Annotated in this window: 14 protein-coding genes and 1 pseudogene; 9 read left to right on the forward strand and 6 right to left on the reverse strand. The window is 60.1% G+C overall.

What is annotated here, in order from left to right; genetic code table 11:
- Positions 1 to 367: 367 nt before the first annotated feature.
- Both BPNPMPFG_RS37135 and BPNPMPFG_RS37140 read right to left on the reverse strand, forming a co-directional pair.
- Positions 368 to 1,003 carry a poly-gamma-glutamate hydrolase family protein gene (locus tag BPNPMPFG_RS37135; RefSeq protein ID WP_258598781.1) on the reverse strand — a complete coding sequence of 212 codons (636 nt, stop codon included), beginning with the start codon at positions 1,001 to 1,003 and terminating at the stop codon, positions 368 to 370.
- Positions 1,004 to 1,247: 244 nt separating this feature from the next.
- The gene (locus tag BPNPMPFG_RS37140; RefSeq protein WP_258598782.1) at positions 1,248 to 1,550 is read right to left on the reverse strand and encodes a DUF982 domain-containing protein; all 303 of its coding nucleotides are present in this window, start codon (positions 1,548 to 1,550) and stop codon (positions 1,248 to 1,250) included.
- Between the two features lie 110 nt (positions 1,551 to 1,660).
- On the opposite strand from BPNPMPFG_RS37140, the gene istA (BPNPMPFG_RS37145) reads away from it, so the two are divergent.
- The 5 genes from istA (BPNPMPFG_RS37145) (at position 1,661) to BPNPMPFG_RS37165 (ending at position 6,352) form a co-directional block, all read left to right on the forward strand.
- A complete protein-coding gene (istA, locus tag BPNPMPFG_RS37145) occupies positions 1,661 to 2,947 on the forward strand; it encodes an IS21 family transposase (RefSeq protein WP_258598295.1) in 1,287 nt (428 codons plus the stop codon).
- Positions 2,947 to 3,747, forward strand: a complete 801-nt coding sequence (gene istB, locus BPNPMPFG_RS37150; protein ID WP_258598293.1) for an IS21-like element ISSme2 family helper ATPase IstB — start codon at positions 2,947 to 2,949, stop codon at positions 3,745 to 3,747. Before istA (BPNPMPFG_RS37145) ends, istB (BPNPMPFG_RS37150) begins: the two co-directional genes overlap by 1 nt.
- 692 nt (positions 3,748 to 4,439) lie before the next feature.
- Positions 4,440 to 4,862, forward strand: a complete 423-nt coding sequence (locus BPNPMPFG_RS37155; protein WP_258598783.1) for a hypothetical protein — start codon at positions 4,440 to 4,442, stop codon at positions 4,860 to 4,862.
- Between the two features lie 204 nt (positions 4,863 to 5,066).
- A complete protein-coding gene (locus tag BPNPMPFG_RS37160; protein ID WP_258598784.1) occupies positions 5,067 to 5,486 on the forward strand; it encodes a helix-turn-helix domain-containing protein in 420 nt (139 codons plus the stop codon).
- Positions 5,483 to 6,352, forward strand: a complete 870-nt coding sequence (locus tag BPNPMPFG_RS37165; protein ID WP_258598786.1) for an IS3 family transposase — start codon at positions 5,483 to 5,485, stop codon at positions 6,350 to 6,352. The genes BPNPMPFG_RS37160 and BPNPMPFG_RS37165 overlap by 4 nt, the downstream gene beginning before the upstream one ends.
- Positions 6,353 to 6,495: 143 nt before the next feature.
- Here the strand turns inward: BPNPMPFG_RS37165 and BPNPMPFG_RS37170 are convergent, their stop codons facing one another.
- From BPNPMPFG_RS37170 to BPNPMPFG_RS37180, 3 genes are all read right to left on the reverse strand, one after another.
- Positions 6,496 to 7,020 (reverse strand): DUF309 domain-containing protein, encoded by a 525-nt coding sequence (locus tag BPNPMPFG_RS37170; RefSeq protein ID WP_258598787.1) that lies wholly within the window; start codon positions 7,018 to 7,020, stop codon positions 6,496 to 6,498.
- Positions 7,021 to 7,638: 618 nt separating this feature from the next.
- Positions 7,639 to 7,950 carry an MDR/zinc-dependent alcohol dehydrogenase-like family protein gene (locus BPNPMPFG_RS37175; RefSeq protein WP_258598789.1) on the reverse strand — a complete coding sequence of 104 codons (312 nt, stop codon included), beginning with the start codon at positions 7,948 to 7,950 and terminating at the stop codon, positions 7,639 to 7,641.
- The gene (locus BPNPMPFG_RS37180) at positions 7,883 to 8,644 is read right to left on the reverse strand and encodes an MDR family NADP-dependent oxidoreductase (protein WP_258598791.1); all 762 of its coding nucleotides are present in this window, start codon (positions 8,642 to 8,644) and stop codon (positions 7,883 to 7,885) included. The genes BPNPMPFG_RS37175 and BPNPMPFG_RS37180 overlap by 68 nt, the downstream gene beginning before the upstream one ends.
- Before the next feature lie 106 nt (positions 8,645 to 8,750).
- Here BPNPMPFG_RS37180 and BPNPMPFG_RS37185 point away from each other — a divergent pair, with 106 nt between their 5' ends.
- On the forward strand, positions 8,751 to 9,647 hold the full coding sequence (locus BPNPMPFG_RS37185; RefSeq protein ID WP_258598793.1) for a LysR family transcriptional regulator: 897 nt from the start codon (positions 8,751 to 8,753) through the stop codon (positions 9,645 to 9,647).
- A 35-nt stretch (positions 9,648 to 9,682) separates the two neighbouring features.
- Here BPNPMPFG_RS37185 and BPNPMPFG_RS37190 read toward each other — a convergent pair whose 3' ends face one another.
- Entirely contained in the window at positions 9,683 to 10,210 is a 528-nt protein-coding gene (locus BPNPMPFG_RS37190) for an IS110 family transposase (RefSeq protein WP_258598794.1), read from the reverse strand.
- Positions 10,211 to 10,602: 392 nt separating this feature from the next.
- Here BPNPMPFG_RS37190 and BPNPMPFG_RS37195 point away from each other — a divergent pair.
- From BPNPMPFG_RS37195 to istB (BPNPMPFG_RS37205), 3 genes and pseudogenes are all read left to right on the forward strand, one after another.
- Positions 10,603 to 10,674 (forward strand): annotated as a pseudogene (locus BPNPMPFG_RS37195) (hypothetical protein); the annotation flags it as partial.
- A 169-nt stretch (positions 10,675 to 10,843) separates the two neighbouring features.
- Positions 10,844 to 12,124 (forward strand): IS21 family transposase, encoded by a 1,281-nt coding sequence (istA, locus tag BPNPMPFG_RS37200; RefSeq protein ID WP_258598796.1) that lies wholly within the window; start codon positions 10,844 to 10,846, stop codon positions 12,122 to 12,124.
- A gap of 15 nt (positions 12,125 to 12,139) precedes the next feature.
- Positions 12,140 to 12,901 (forward strand): IS21-like element helper ATPase IstB, encoded by a 762-nt coding sequence (gene istB, locus BPNPMPFG_RS37205; RefSeq protein WP_258598798.1) that lies wholly within the window; start codon positions 12,140 to 12,142, stop codon positions 12,899 to 12,901.
- Positions 12,902 to 13,070: the final 169 nt, after the last annotated feature.

Raw genomic sequence — 13,070 nt, forward strand, 5'->3', positions numbered from 1 at the left:
CTTCGTTTTCTTATTAGATCTCATCGGCGGAGACCTGACATTTCCGATATCCGAGTCTCTCAGGACGCCCAGACAGGACCAGCCATCTCCCTTTGAGCGTGATACACACGAGTCTTTCATTCAAGGCCTGATTGAGAATACGCCTGAGATCAAGTTTGACGACATCGTCGAGCGCCAATTCCTCGGCAACGCCGAAGCGATCGACAAGGCGTTGGTTACCGCGACCGTCGCAAACTTGCCGGTCCAACTTGCCTGGATCGTGCTCTTCAACAAGCGCTGTACCGGTAAGCAGAACAAGATCCCGGTGTGGGCGTTCCAACCGAAGCCGTGATCCGCGCCTGAATATTTGCCCGCAAGCGCCAGAGTTTTAAGCAGGTCCAGGTTTGCCGAGATGTTTCAAAACGGTCTTGCGAACCGCGCCGGAGAATAGTGCGCGGCGTCCAGCATCTGCGACGAGCGCGTGCCGCAGCGTCTTTGGCAACTCGAGCTGCACGCCCGCCCGGCCGTTTCCACGGTTGCAGATGTTGTTCTTGTGCTCACCAGGCAACCGATGGCCTAACGTGATCGCCTTGAAGCCCGCTGCCTTAAGGGCCACCGCGAGAGCGTCGCGCAACTCCTTGCCCAGGCCGCCGAGCCAGATCGTTGCCGTATCGTCGCCGTCCGCACGGCCGTGCATGCCGATCGCGAGCTGGGCCTTGGTGACCAGCTTGACGCATTGTTTTTCGTTAAAATATTCGGATCCGATGTGCAGCCCGCGGTGCGGTCGTTTCGGCTTGAGTCCTTCAAACAGATAAAGCGAGAAATCATCTCCCGCAACGGCCGTGGCGAGCTGGGATGTGCCGTACTCAATCCAGCCGCGATGCGATGCAACGATCGCTACGGGGGAGTCCCGATCCAGCGCAGAGAAATCGTAGTCGACACCCCGTTCCTCTTGGGCTGCCAGTTCGGCAAATGACGTGTACTGGTCGTTCTTTTTCTGATCAACGCCTCGAGCTTCTTTCATCACCACCTCCCCGTTTCGCCCACCGGCGGGGGCCCAGGTTCCCAGTGTATCCCCCCTCACCTGCCCCATCTCAATTATTTTTTAGATTGGATTCCGCTGCTCGCTGAACCTCGCCCCTCGCGATTGATGTTCGGTATCTGATTCATGGTGGGATCGCGCCGCTAATCTCGAGGTCTGCTTCTGCTTTCGGCTATCCTGAAAATCTCGACGCAATGCCTACCTCGGCGTGCCCCGTGGCAGATGCTTATACCTGCACTTTTCCACTGCCCGACTTGCAGGCAGCAAGCCATTGCATGGCGGAAATTGCATCTTCCAATATGGCGGCCCGTTTCGCAAAGCCGAAAAAGGCATTGCGCGCTGCGCTTACAGGTTTTCGCCCATCGTATGCATCATAGCAGGCTCGGAGCGCGGCTTCGTGGATCAGGTCCCGGCGACCTTCTGGCCAGTCATTCAGGAAGTCAATAGCGTCCACAAGGCTGGCAATCTCCTGCACGATGTAGGTTGCACGCTTCACGAAAACTGGGTTGCTGAAAGCTTCAGGGTTCATTGGTTCCTCCCGACCTGCTGAACGACTGGTCCGCGTGTGTCGGGCGAAATGAGAAATTGACCCCCGAACGAAACGAAGAACTGACCCCTCTCTTTTGAGAGGAAGAATCGATGACGAGAGAGTTTTCATCGCAACTTGCATTGTCTGGAACGATGCGGGTTGAGGAAATGCGATCGGGGGAAGAAGTTTTGGCTATGGTAGGCCTTCACGAACGAGGCTGGGGAGCGAAACGAATTGCGCAGGAGTTTGGATGCGCGCGCAACACGGTTCGCCGATATCTTCGTGAAGGTGGCGTTGTTGCGTATCGCCAGCCCGTGCGTCGGACAGCATTTGATGGTCTGGACGATTGGCTTCGGGAGCGTTTCTTTCGCCACGACGGGAACGCGGACGTCATTCGCCAGGAGTTGGAGAGCGAGCATGGCATCGTCATCGGGTTGCGCTCGGTAGAACTTCGGGTTCGACAATGGCGGCGCGAGTTGAAAGCGCAGAAGCGGGCGACGGTGCGCTTCGAGACGGCGCCTGGTCATCAGATGCAGATCGACTTCGGCGACACGCGGGTATGGATCGGCGGCGAGCGGGTGCGGATCCATGTGTTTGTCGGGACGCTTGGCTATTCGCGCCGGATGCACATCCGGGCCTCGCCGAGGCAGCGCCAGACCGACTGGTTCGAAGGGATGGAAGGCGCTTTCCTGCGGTTTGGGGGCGTGCCGGCGGAAGTTCTGATCGATAATGCAAAGGCGCTGGTTGAGCATCACGACGCAGTGACGCGCGAGGTGAGGTTCAACGCCCGGCTGCACGCTTTTGCCCGATATTGGGGCTTCACACCGCGGGCCTGTGCCCCTTATCGGGCCAGGACGAAGGGGAAAGACGAACGCGGAGTCGGCTACGTCAAGAAGAACGCGATCGCCGGCCGCCGGTTCGAGAGCTGGGCGGCGTTCGAGGCGCATCTGGATCGGTGGACGCGCGAGGTTGCCGACCGGCGTGAACACGGCACCACCGGCGTTGCGCCCGTGGAACGTTTTGCCGCTGAAGCTCAAGCGCTCCGCCCGCTTTCCGGCAGGGCGCCGTTCGGGCAACTGCGGGACCTGATCCGCAAGGTCCAGGCCGACTGTGCGATCGATCTGGATACGAACAGCTACTCGGTGCCCTGGCGCCTGATCGGCGAGAGCGTCCAGGTCGTGGTGTTGGCTGGCCGTGTGATCATCCGTCATGCAGGCCAGGTGGTAGGCGATCATGCCCTGTGCCGGGGGCGACGACAACGGATAGTGGACCGGGCGCATTTTGTCGGCGTCGCCGGCTTTGAAGGGCCGGTGCGCGCGGATCCCATCGAGATCGCTCCAGCCGCCCTGCTGCGGCCGCTTGCGGAATACGAGGCGGCTGTCGGAGGGGGCTGGTGATGACGAACGTGGATCATGACATGCTCATCGCAACGCTCGATCGGCTGAAGCTGACGGCGATCCGCGACCAGCTCGACACGTTGCTGGACGAAGCTGCCCGCTCGAAGATGACGTTACGCGAGGCCCTGGGCTTCCTAGTGTCGCGCGAGATCGCCCGGCGCGACGAGCGGCGCATCGCCATGTCGAGCAAGATCGCCCAGTTCCCCTTCGTGCGCGAGCTGGACGGCTTCGACTTCGACGCCCAGCCATCGCTCGATCAGGGGCAGATCAGGGAACTCGCCACCTGCCGCTGGATTGCGCACGGCGACACACTTTTGTTCCTCGGCCCACCCGGCACGGGCAAGACCCATCTGGCCGTGGCCCTCGGCCGCGAGGCGATCCGCCAGAATTACAACGTGCAGTTCATCACGGCTGCTACGTTGGTGGCGACGCTGGCCAAGGCCCACAGCGACGGCTCGCTCGACAAGCAGTTGGCGATCCTGTCGCGGCCGAAACTGCTCATCATCGACGAACTGGGCTATCTGCCCTTCGAGGCCAATGCCGCCCACCTGTTCTTCCAACTCGTGTCACGGCGCTACGAGAAGGGTTCGATCCTGATCACCTCCAACCGCTCCGTGGGCGAATGGGGAAGTGTTTTTGGCGACCCCGTTGTGGCCACGGCGATCCTGGACCGCCTGCTTCACCACTCCACGGTGATCACCATCCGCGGCGACAGCTACCGTCTCCGCGAAAAGCGTCGGTCCGGCCTTCTGCAGAAGACCGGACCGACGCTTGAACCCAACGAAACAGCAAACCAGTGAAGGGGGTCAGTTCCTAACTTCGCCAAAGGGGTCAAATCCTCACTTCGCTTGACAGCGTGAACAGGCGCTTCATCGTCACCCGCGCACGATTGCAGAATGTGTTGTCAGGGCAATGACGGTTCAAGAGGAAAGCAGCGGCTTTGGTCGGCAAAACCTGCCGCGGCTCCCGAACCTCGCAATGAGGATGCGATGACCCGGCTTTGTCGGGCTGTGTGTGTCGTCGCACGGGCGCATCCGAGACCGCCGACTGGACTGACAGCCGGGCGCCAGCTCAAAGCGCTGCCGACGGTCGGCCGCTCTGGCCTGCATACCGCGCTGCTGTCCATAAACAGCATGAATCGATCTCTCGTGATCGATTCCGAAAATGCGTTGGACGCGTCTGATGCACTAGGGAACATGGAGTATGGATAGGAGCGGCCACCATCTTCATTGCATCCTGAGTCTCCTGCGGCTTCGCGATGGGCCCGGCCGAGGCGACTGCGCGGGTGAAATGATCGTCATGACGATCATGCTGACAGCAGGACAAGAGATCGGAAGCGTAGGCCCAGGCGTGGAAGGTGAGCAGCTTTCGTCGTGGCTTGGACGGCGGCAAAGTCTCCGAAAACCTTTGGAGAATGCGTGGCGGCGGGTGGACGACGGCGTGCGCTCCGCCTAGAGGACATCAGCAACTCCCCTAAATCCGCGAGAGCACCATGAGGCAGCCGCAGCGACCCTTTGTCGTCGAGATCAAACAGAAGCGTGGGCTGGTGAAGCGGCCACAGTCGATCTGGGGCGGCATTGACCTCGCTGCCATCGCGAACGACGTCGCGGAAGCGAAGGCGGAAGCCGCGATCGCCAAAGCGGTGTCGCAGCCAACTTTTCCCGAAGATGTTCCTCCTCAGCCCATGCTCACCACCGGTGAAACAGTATCCGACGCCAAGGGCGTGACCGTGCCCGATGAATCGCTTCCCAAGCCCCCGACGGTTGAGGAAGCGGCGATGCCGGAAGCATCGAACGCACAGACTGAAGGTAGACGAACCCGCAAGTTAAAGCGGTGGCAGAAAGATGTGCCTTTGCCGCGAGGTCAACGATGGAAGCGGCGCCTGCCTTGGGTGCTCCGCCAAAGCCGGGCCTAGCGGTAGGTCGACTGCTCCAGATTGAAGCTGCCCTGTCGGACTGCTCGGGAGAGGACCCGCAGCGCATCCAAGTAACGAAGATGCAAATTCCGACGATTAACCGGACACCGTTCCGATCAAAAACCGGACGCGATTGGAGTGCACCCCCAGATTGAGACAAGGAAAATCGCGGACAGTTTCCCCGCAAGGAGAGGAAACTGGGGCATGGCCAGACGGCAAAGAGTTATTGATGATGACCAAAAGCTGGAGCTTCTCCGGCGCATGGAGGCGGGCGAAACCGTCAGCAAGTTGGCAGATGAGGTTGGCATCGGTCGCCAACGACTTTACGAGTGGCGTGATCATCTCAGGCTTTATGGTAATCTGAAGTCACGTCGGCGCGGCCGGCCGGCCAGGACAGCAGGATTTGACGGGGCCGCACAGCTGCAGAGTGCAGTCGATGTGCCATCACCTCAGGAAAAGGCACTGAGCAAGGCCAGGCGCCGGATCAGGGAACTGGAGCAGAAGGTCGGGCAGCAGCAGCTCGATCTCGATTTTTTTCGCGAAGCCTTGCGGCACTTCGAGGAAGATCAGCGTCGGAGCAGCGCTCCTGGCGAAACGGCATCTTCAAAGTCATCGAAAAGATGATGACCGGCCTGTCGCAAGGCGAATTCAACATCGACAGAATGTGCTGGCTCGCTGGTGTCAGCCGCGCGAGCTATTACCGTCACTGGCTGGATTCGGCCCCTCGTCGGGCCGAGACGGGTTTGCGCGATCTCATTCAGAAGCTGGCTCTTGGCAACACACACTACGGCTACCGCCGGATTGGAGCCCTGCTTCGGCGCGAGGGGTGGCAAGTCAATCACAAATGCGTTTTACGGATCATGCGTGAAGACAATCTGTTGTGCTTGCGCGCTAAACCCTTTGTTCCTGTGACGACCAACTCCAGGCATGGTTGGCAAGTCGTGCCGAACCTCGCGAGGGGAATGATCCTCAATGGCGTAAACCAGCTATGGGTTGCCGATATCACCTTCCTGCATCTGGCCGAGGAGTTTGCCTTCCTTGCCGTTGTCCTTGACGCGTTTAGCCGCAAGGTTGTCGGATGGGCGCTGGATACGCATCTTAGAGCAAGCCTTGCCATCGAGGCTCTCGAGATGGCGATCGCTGATCGCCAGCCCGTACCCGGGAGCCTCATCCATCATTCCGACCGCGGGGTTCAATACGCTTGCGGGGCCTACTCCGAACTTCTGCATGTTCACGGTATCCAAGCGAGCATGAGCCGTGTCGGCAATCCTTACGACAATGCGAAGGCGGAGAGCTTCATGAAAACCCTGAAACAGGAAGAGGTGCAAGGGCTCGCCTATAAGGATGCAGATGATGCCCGCAAGCACATCGGTGCTTTCATAGAGACCGTTTACAACACGGGGCGCCTGCATTCGGCGCTCGACTATCTCAGTCCGGAGGAATACGAACAGAAGCATTCACGCGGGCGACAGATGGAAAAGGCGGCATAGCCTAACACGGGAGGTGTCCGCGATTTTCCTTGTCTCAGTCTGGGGGTGCACTCCATAAGCGTCCGGTTTCGTTTCGGAATCACTGTCCGGTTTCATTGGAATACGCAACGAAGATGCTTGAACCGTACCGTAAGTGTTGCCGGTCAGCCGCTCTCAGATTTGGCTGCGAGAATGAAATCGAAGACGGGCTCAGGGATCCGGCCAGGCGCCGGCTCTCGCAAAACAGTCGGGAACGTTGTGGCCGCTTCGGCCTCTACCGCGAGGGCGGCAGGTGTCATTCCTAGTGCGGCCTCGAAGCGCCGGCTCGGCAGAAGCGCCACCTGACGAAAGAGCCCTGCAGCCCTTGCGGCATGACGCGCCGCAGCGCCCCGCTTTCCCTCGCGGATCTTCACCCCGGCCGCCGCCAACAGGATCAATCCCTTGAAGAACAGGCGATGCTGGGCGCTTTGTTTGGCAGCATGCCATAGAGGCTCCCAAGCCTCATGAGCTTCCCAGTAATAGCCGTGGTTGAAAAGGTCGATTCCCCGTCGGAACACGTTTGAGCTGAGTGATCCCTCGACCGTGACAACAGTCACCGGGTCGCTTTGATAACTGTGACCCAACGGGTCGCGGACCGGATGCGGATGTTTGCCAGGCAGGTATGCGTAGCCCGGGAAATCAGGTCGCATGCGGCGTGCCCACCGAAGACGTTGAGAACGTGCTTGCCTGACCGCTCCAGCGAGAGCCGTCGTGACTTGTGGTGGTTTCGTAGTCTGGGGATCGTAGGTCGAGTCAGCCTCCACTGATATCGCCAAACTTTTCATGGAGCATGAAGTGCGCTCATGATCCGGATGAGCCGCGCATCTCTCGTTGAAGGGCCAAAATCGGTTCTTTGAATGCGTCGACCGACGTGACTCCGTCGGCTACAGCCAGAGAGCAAACCTCGAGCTCATGTCCGTTGAACACTGCCCACATCTCGGAGTGGGCTTCTGCACTGATGCAGGAGCGGCTAAACCGCTCCCGATTTCGCCCCACCTCTCCGACGCTCGCTCTTCATGAGTCTCCCTCATACCAGGACGAGTGTTCGGCGCATCTGAAAACTGGCGAACCCGTACATCGGCGTGTCAAGCCCGCGTGCACGGTGCACTTCAGATGATGCAACCGCCATTCATAGCCAATGACGGCTGGTGACATAACTGGCATCCTCGGAAAGCAGGCGAGCGATGAGCGAACCGAACGACATCGGTCGGCACACCCATCCGATCATGAAGTGGCGCGAAGGTGCCGTGCGCTCCTGCTGTTCCACATCATAGCTTGACCAGTTGCTTTCCGAAGTTCTCTCCCTTCAACATTCTGACGAAAGCGCGGGGCACGGTGTCGATCCCGTCAGTGACATCCTCCCGTGTCTGTAGCAAACCCTCCTTGTACCACGACAGAAGATCGGCAATCGCAGTTTCGTATTCGCGCACGTGATCGTCGAGTAGGAACCCCTCGATTCGGGCACGGGTGATCAGGGTTCTCCTAAGATGTCTCAGGCCGATGTCGGGCTGGTCAAATCGGTCGGCCAAGGCAAACGTCCCGACCACCACCACTCTGCCAAACGTGTTGAGGTTCAGCATCGCCGCATCGTGGATCGGCCCGGCAGTATTGTCGATAAAGACATCCACCCCTTTTGGGGCATGCAGCAGCGACATCAGCCACGAGATCAACCGAGGTCCTGTGATTGACGCCTGTCCGATATCCAATTTCCTTGCACCATTCCAGCTTCTCGTCCGAGCCTGCAACAGCGACCGGGTCGAAGCCTTTGATCCGTGCGATTTGTCCGGCGATCTGCCCCACCGCTCCCGAGGCAGCAGAGATCAATACTGTCTCTCCTGTCTTCGGACCTCCGGTCTTGAGGAGGGCAAAGTAGGCCGTGAGACCGGGCATGCCGAGGTAGCTCAGTGCGGATTGTATCGGGGCGTCCGTGGCTGTTACAGGTTTGGCTGATCCGGCCGGGATGACGCTAAGCGGCTGCCAGCCGAAATAATCGCTCATCACGATGTCGCCCGGTTTGAAGTCCGAAGTCTCAGACGTCACGACCTCGCCAATTCCGCCCCCACGCATCAGATCACCAAGCTTGAAACCAGCGGCGTAGTTACTCGCCGGGCTAATCCGACCCCGCATGTAGGGGTCTACGGAGAGCCACAGCGTTTTCACCAATAGGTCGTCGTGCGCAGCCTCGGGATTTGGTCGATCTTCCAGAACCCAGTTCTCAGGTGTTGGCATTGCGGAAGGATAACTCGCAAGTATCCAGCTCGGATTGGCAGCCATGATTTCTCCTCAGGTTGGGCGCTGCTCGCATCGATGCACCAATTCACTTTCCGTGTTAATAGGAGCAGAACGAGAAACATTGTTTTGTATTTCGAAAGAATGACAAATGGATATGGTTGAGGCCATGAGGGTCGCCGTGGCGGTCGCGCGGCACAAAAGCTTCTCTTCCGCGAGCCGGGACTTACGCCTTTCCGCTCCCTCGGTGAGCCGCATTGTGGCTGGCCTAGAGGCCGATCTCGGGGTTCGTCTCTTCAATCGCACCACCAGGCAGCTCAATCTGACTGATGCCGGGCTGGAGTTCGTGCAGACGAGCTTGGGTCTCCTGGAGGAACTCGACCTGATGCGGAGAGCGGTACGCGAGCGCCACGAAACCCCTCGCGGCCAGTTGCGTGTCTCCTGCGTGACGGCCTTCGGCAACGAGTGCTTGGCACCCGCGATGCCGGAGTTTACACAACGGTTCCCACAGCTCAGCATCTCAATCGACTTTGGCAACCGTTTAGTCGATCTCATCGGGGAGCATTTCGATGTTGCCATCCGGGTTGGGCCGCTCCCCGATTCATCCCTCATTGCCCAGAGGATTTTCACGCAGAGGATCGTGGTCGTCGCATCGCCACAGTTCTGTAATAGATATGGGACGCCCAAGACCCTAACTGAGGTCAGAACCTGTCCGTCGGTCACTCAAGTTAGCGGCGAATGGGGGCGCACCCATCGCTTCTTCTGCAACGGGGAGATCATCGACTTCGAAGTACCGCAGCATCTAACGATGAACTCGGCCCGCGCGGTGAGGAACGCCTGCCTCACAGGATGGGGTTATTCCCTCTTGCCGGACTTCATGGTCGAAAAGGATCTCGAGGAGAACCGCCTAGTGCGCCTGCTGCCAGATCATGAACCCACCGAACTGCCGATCTTCACCTTCTACGCTCAGCGACGCCACACCCCTCAGAAGATCAGGGTGTTCGTCGACTATTTGACAGAGGTATTCGGCGACCGAGACAGCCAGTGAAACCTGCATGGGGAGCATGAGGTTTTGTGGGGCAGTCACGTTGCGGCCGACCAAACAGGCCCTTTCTGTGGCGCGGATCCGGCCCGCTCAGAGAGTCTCCATAACCAACCGCCCCCCAGTTCCTCTTGCTCTCCATCCTGAGCAATGGTGCTTACGATCCGGCGCTTGAGGTCCCCGATCTGATCGTCCAGCATGATCCGTAAGGCATTGTCCATATCGACGACATCTTCGGATATACCCTGCTTCTCGCGCGCGGAAATCTGTGCCGAGAGCCGCTTGCGCATATCGACGATCTGGGCCCGCCGGGTCGTTAAGGCTCTGAGAGTGCGCAGGTTTTCACTCGGCAGTGTCCGTCCGGCTTCTGGTCGGAACAGGATGAACCCTGCGATGAGTTCTGCGTCGATCCGATCTGTTTTAGCGCGTGTGCCTCGGGAAAGGGCGAAGGCCTTGATCTGCGCCGGAGGCAGTTGCACGGCCTCAATCTCCGCCGCAACAAGGGTGACCCAGAGAGCCCATTCCTGTCCGCCGGTCGCTTCAAAGCCAACCCGGACTGCAGCCGGCATGCACCGGATCTGCACGAGCAACTGAGCATGACCTTCTGAGGTATTGGGAAGACGGAAGTGCTGACCGCCTGGGGTGCAGACCCGTCAAGCCAGTCGCGGGTCTCTCTTCCTTATGTTTCGCGGTCCCGTGAACAGGCCGCCGTCAACTGTTCGAGACGGTGAAAAGAGGCGGGATCAGCCTGCTAGCAAGCGTGGTTGCGTATTTCAGGCGATCGTGAGCACGGATTTCGCCGCATCGTGAGCACGGATTTCGCGGGATCGTGAGCAGCGATTTCAGAGGATCGTGAGCAACCTTCTCGAAGGTTGTGGACGTTTCGGCCGACATCTCAACCCGGCTACAGGATGCCTCGTCACTGCAACGAGGAAGCCTGATGCCAACCCAGAGATTGTCGATGCGCCGGATCAGAGAAGTTTTACGTCTAAGACATGTCCAAGGCCTGACCGAGCGCGTCATCGCGCGCACGCTCGGGGTGAGCAATGGCGTCGTGCATGGTTATCTACGGCGCGCCCGTCTTGCCGGGCTGAGCTGGCCGCTGCCCGAAGGGATGGATGACGAAGGGCTTGAGCTGCTCCTCTTCCCGGCGCCGAAGGCGGCATCGCAAAGCCCCCGGCGGCCGGTGCCCGATTGGAGCTATGTGGAGAAGGAATTGCGCCGCCGCGGCGCTGACGCGGGTGCTGCTGTGGGAAGAGTATCGCGCCGCCAATCCCGATGGCTTTGGCTATACCTGGTTCTGCACGACCTTCGAGGCCTGGAAAGGGCGGACGCGCCCGACGATGCGCCAGACGCACCTGGGCGGCGAGAAGGTGTTTGTCGATTTTGCCGGCGACACCATCGACATCTTCGACCCCATCACCGGCGAAGCGCACGCCATGAAGCTGTTCGTCGCAGCGATGGGCGCCTCGAACTATACCTACGCCGAAGCGTGCCCGAGCGAGAGCCTGCCCGATTGGATCGGCGTTCACACCAACCTTTTCACCTTTCTGGGCGGCGTCCCGAAGTTCGTGATCTGCGATAATCTCAAGGCCGCCGTCACCAACCCCGATCGCTACGACCCCGGTCTCAACCGGACCTATGCCGAGATGGCGAGCCACTACGGCACCGCGGTACTCGCGGCGAGGCCGAGACGCCCGAAGGATAAGGCAAAAGTTGAAGTTGCGGTGCAAATTGCCCAGCGCTGGGTCCTGGCGCGGCTGCGCAATCAGCGCTTCTTTTCCCTGGCGGACCTGAACGCTGCCATCCGCGTGCTCGTCGCCGAACTCAACGCCCGCCAGATGCGCGGTTTCGGCTCCAGCCGAGCCGAGCTGTTCGCCGAGATCGACAGGCCGAAGCTGGGAGAACTGCCGGACCAGCCATACGTCTTTGCACGCTGGAAGCGTTGCCGCGTGGCACCCGACTATCACGTCGAGATCGACGGGCATTGGTATTCCACGCCCTACCGCCTCATTCGCGAGCTCGTCGATGTGCGGATCGCCGACAAGACGGTCGAGATATTCCACAAGGGCCAGCGGATCGCCAGCCACGCCCGTGCGCCCAACCGGCGCGGCCATACGACAGTCGCTGATCACATGCCGAGCGCGCATCGCCGCTACGGCAAGTGGACGCCGGGAGGATTGATCGCCGCCGGCGAGAAGATTGGTCCTTCCACCGCCGCCTTCTTCCAGGCTGTCATCGCGGACCGGCCGCATCCCGAACAAGGCTTTCGCACCTGTCTCGGCATTCTGTCGCTGACCAAGAGCTACGGCAATGCACGTGTCGATGCGGCCTGCCAACGCGGCATCCTCATCAAGGCGCGCTCCGTCGCCTCGATCCGTTCGATCCTCAAGAACGGCCTTGATCGCGCTTTCCTCGACGAGGCGCCCGATCACCAACCCCTGCGCCACGGCAACATCCGCGGTCAGGGCTATTTCCACTGAACTATGGAGATCTCAATGCTCACCCATCCTACCCATGACCAGCTGATCGCTCTGGGCCTGACCGGAATGGCCAAGGCCTTCGAGGAGCAGCGGCGATCGCCGGATCTCGATGCCCTGTCGTTCGAGGAGCGCATCGGGCTTCTTATCGATCGCGAAGCCGCCGAGCGCGACACCAAACGGCTCACGACGCGGCTCAAATTCGCCGCGCTGCGCCAGAGCGCCTGCGTGGAAGATGTCGATCTGCGCACCCCGCGCGGCATCGACCGCGCCGTCTTCGCCAGGCTCGTCGCCGGCGACTGGATCGAACGCCACGAGAACTTGCTGGTCACAGGCGCAACCGGCCTGGGCAAGAGTTGGCTGGCCTGCGCTCTGGGCCACAAAGCCTGCCGCGACAATCGTTCGGTCCTTTACCATCGCGTCCCGCGGCTCTTTGAGGCGCTCGCCCTCGCGCGGGGCGACGGACGCTACGGGCGCCTGCTCAAGACGCTTGGGCGCGTGCAACTCCTCATCCTCGACGACTGGGGCCTGGCGGTTCTCACCGCGGCCGAGCGCCGCGACCTCCTGGAGATCCTCGACGATCGCCATGGTCGCGCATCGACCATCGTCACCAGCCAAATCCCCGTGGAACTCTGGCACGACGTAATCGGCGATCCCACGCTCGGCGACGCGATTCTTGACCGCCTCGTCCACAATGCTCACCGTCTTCAACTCACCGGAGAAAGCATGCGAAAACAGAACGCTCAACGCTCAGCTCTTGACGCAGACCCAAACACCTGAATCAATCAACACGTCGGTCGAAGCGGCCGCTCATGATCGCGTGAAATACCTGCTCACGATCAAATGAAATGAGCGCTCATGATCGCGTGAAATGGCTGCTCACAATCAGCGAAATGCGCAGCGTGGTCATGCCACGAGATGTTAAGCGCTGTATCCCACCTCGTTGCCG

The sequence above is a fragment of the Mesorhizobium sp. AR07 genome (assembly GCF_024746815.1).
Classification (GTDB): domain Bacteria; phylum Pseudomonadota; class Alphaproteobacteria; order Rhizobiales; family Rhizobiaceae; genus Mesorhizobium.

What these genes read in the sequence shown, in the direction of transcription:
- BPNPMPFG_RS37135 (WP_258598781.1), bottom strand. Translation starts at nt 1,003, where the DNA reads ATGAAAGAAGCTCGAGGCGTTGATCAGAAAAAGAACGACCAGTACACG.
- BPNPMPFG_RS37140 (WP_258598782.1), bottom strand. Translation starts at nt 1,550, where the DNA reads ATGAACCCTGAAGCTTTCAGCAACCCAGTTTTCGTGAAGCGTGCAACC.
- istA (WP_258598295.1), top strand. Translation starts at nt 1,661, where the DNA reads ATGACGAGAGAGTTTTCATCGCAACTTGCATTGTCTGGAACGATGCGG.
- istB (WP_258598293.1), top strand. Translation starts at nt 2,947, where the DNA reads ATGACGAACGTGGATCATGACATGCTCATCGCAACGCTCGATCGGCTG.
- BPNPMPFG_RS37155 (WP_258598783.1), top strand. Translation starts at nt 4,440, where the DNA reads ATGAGGCAGCCGCAGCGACCCTTTGTCGTCGAGATCAAACAGAAGCGT.
- BPNPMPFG_RS37160 (WP_258598784.1), top strand. Translation starts at nt 5,067, where the DNA reads ATGGCCAGACGGCAAAGAGTTATTGATGATGACCAAAAGCTGGAGCTT.
- BPNPMPFG_RS37165 (WP_258598786.1), top strand. Translation starts at nt 5,483, where the DNA reads ATGATGACCGGCCTGTCGCAAGGCGAATTCAACATCGACAGAATGTGC.
- BPNPMPFG_RS37170 (WP_258598787.1), bottom strand. Translation starts at nt 7,020, where the DNA reads ATGCGACCTGATTTCCCGGGCTACGCATACCTGCCTGGCAAACATCCG.
- BPNPMPFG_RS37175 (WP_258598789.1), bottom strand. Translation starts at nt 7,950, where the DNA reads ATGCTGAACCTCAACACGTTTGGCAGAGTGGTGGTGGTCGGGACGTTT.
- BPNPMPFG_RS37180 (WP_258598791.1), bottom strand. Translation starts at nt 8,644, where the DNA reads ATGGCTGCCAATCCGAGCTGGATACTTGCGAGTTATCCTTCCGCAATG.
- BPNPMPFG_RS37185 (WP_258598793.1), top strand. Translation starts at nt 8,751, where the DNA reads ATGGATATGGTTGAGGCCATGAGGGTCGCCGTGGCGGTCGCGCGGCAC.
- BPNPMPFG_RS37190 (WP_258598794.1), bottom strand. Translation starts at nt 10,210, where the DNA reads ATGCCGGCTGCAGTCCGGGTTGGCTTTGAAGCGACCGGCGGACAGGAA.
- istA (WP_258598796.1), top strand. Translation starts at nt 10,844, where the DNA reads ATGTGGAGAAGGAATTGCGCCGCCGCGGCGCTGACGCGGGTGCTGCTG.
- istB (WP_258598798.1), top strand. Translation starts at nt 12,140, where the DNA reads ATGCTCACCCATCCTACCCATGACCAGCTGATCGCTCTGGGCCTGACC.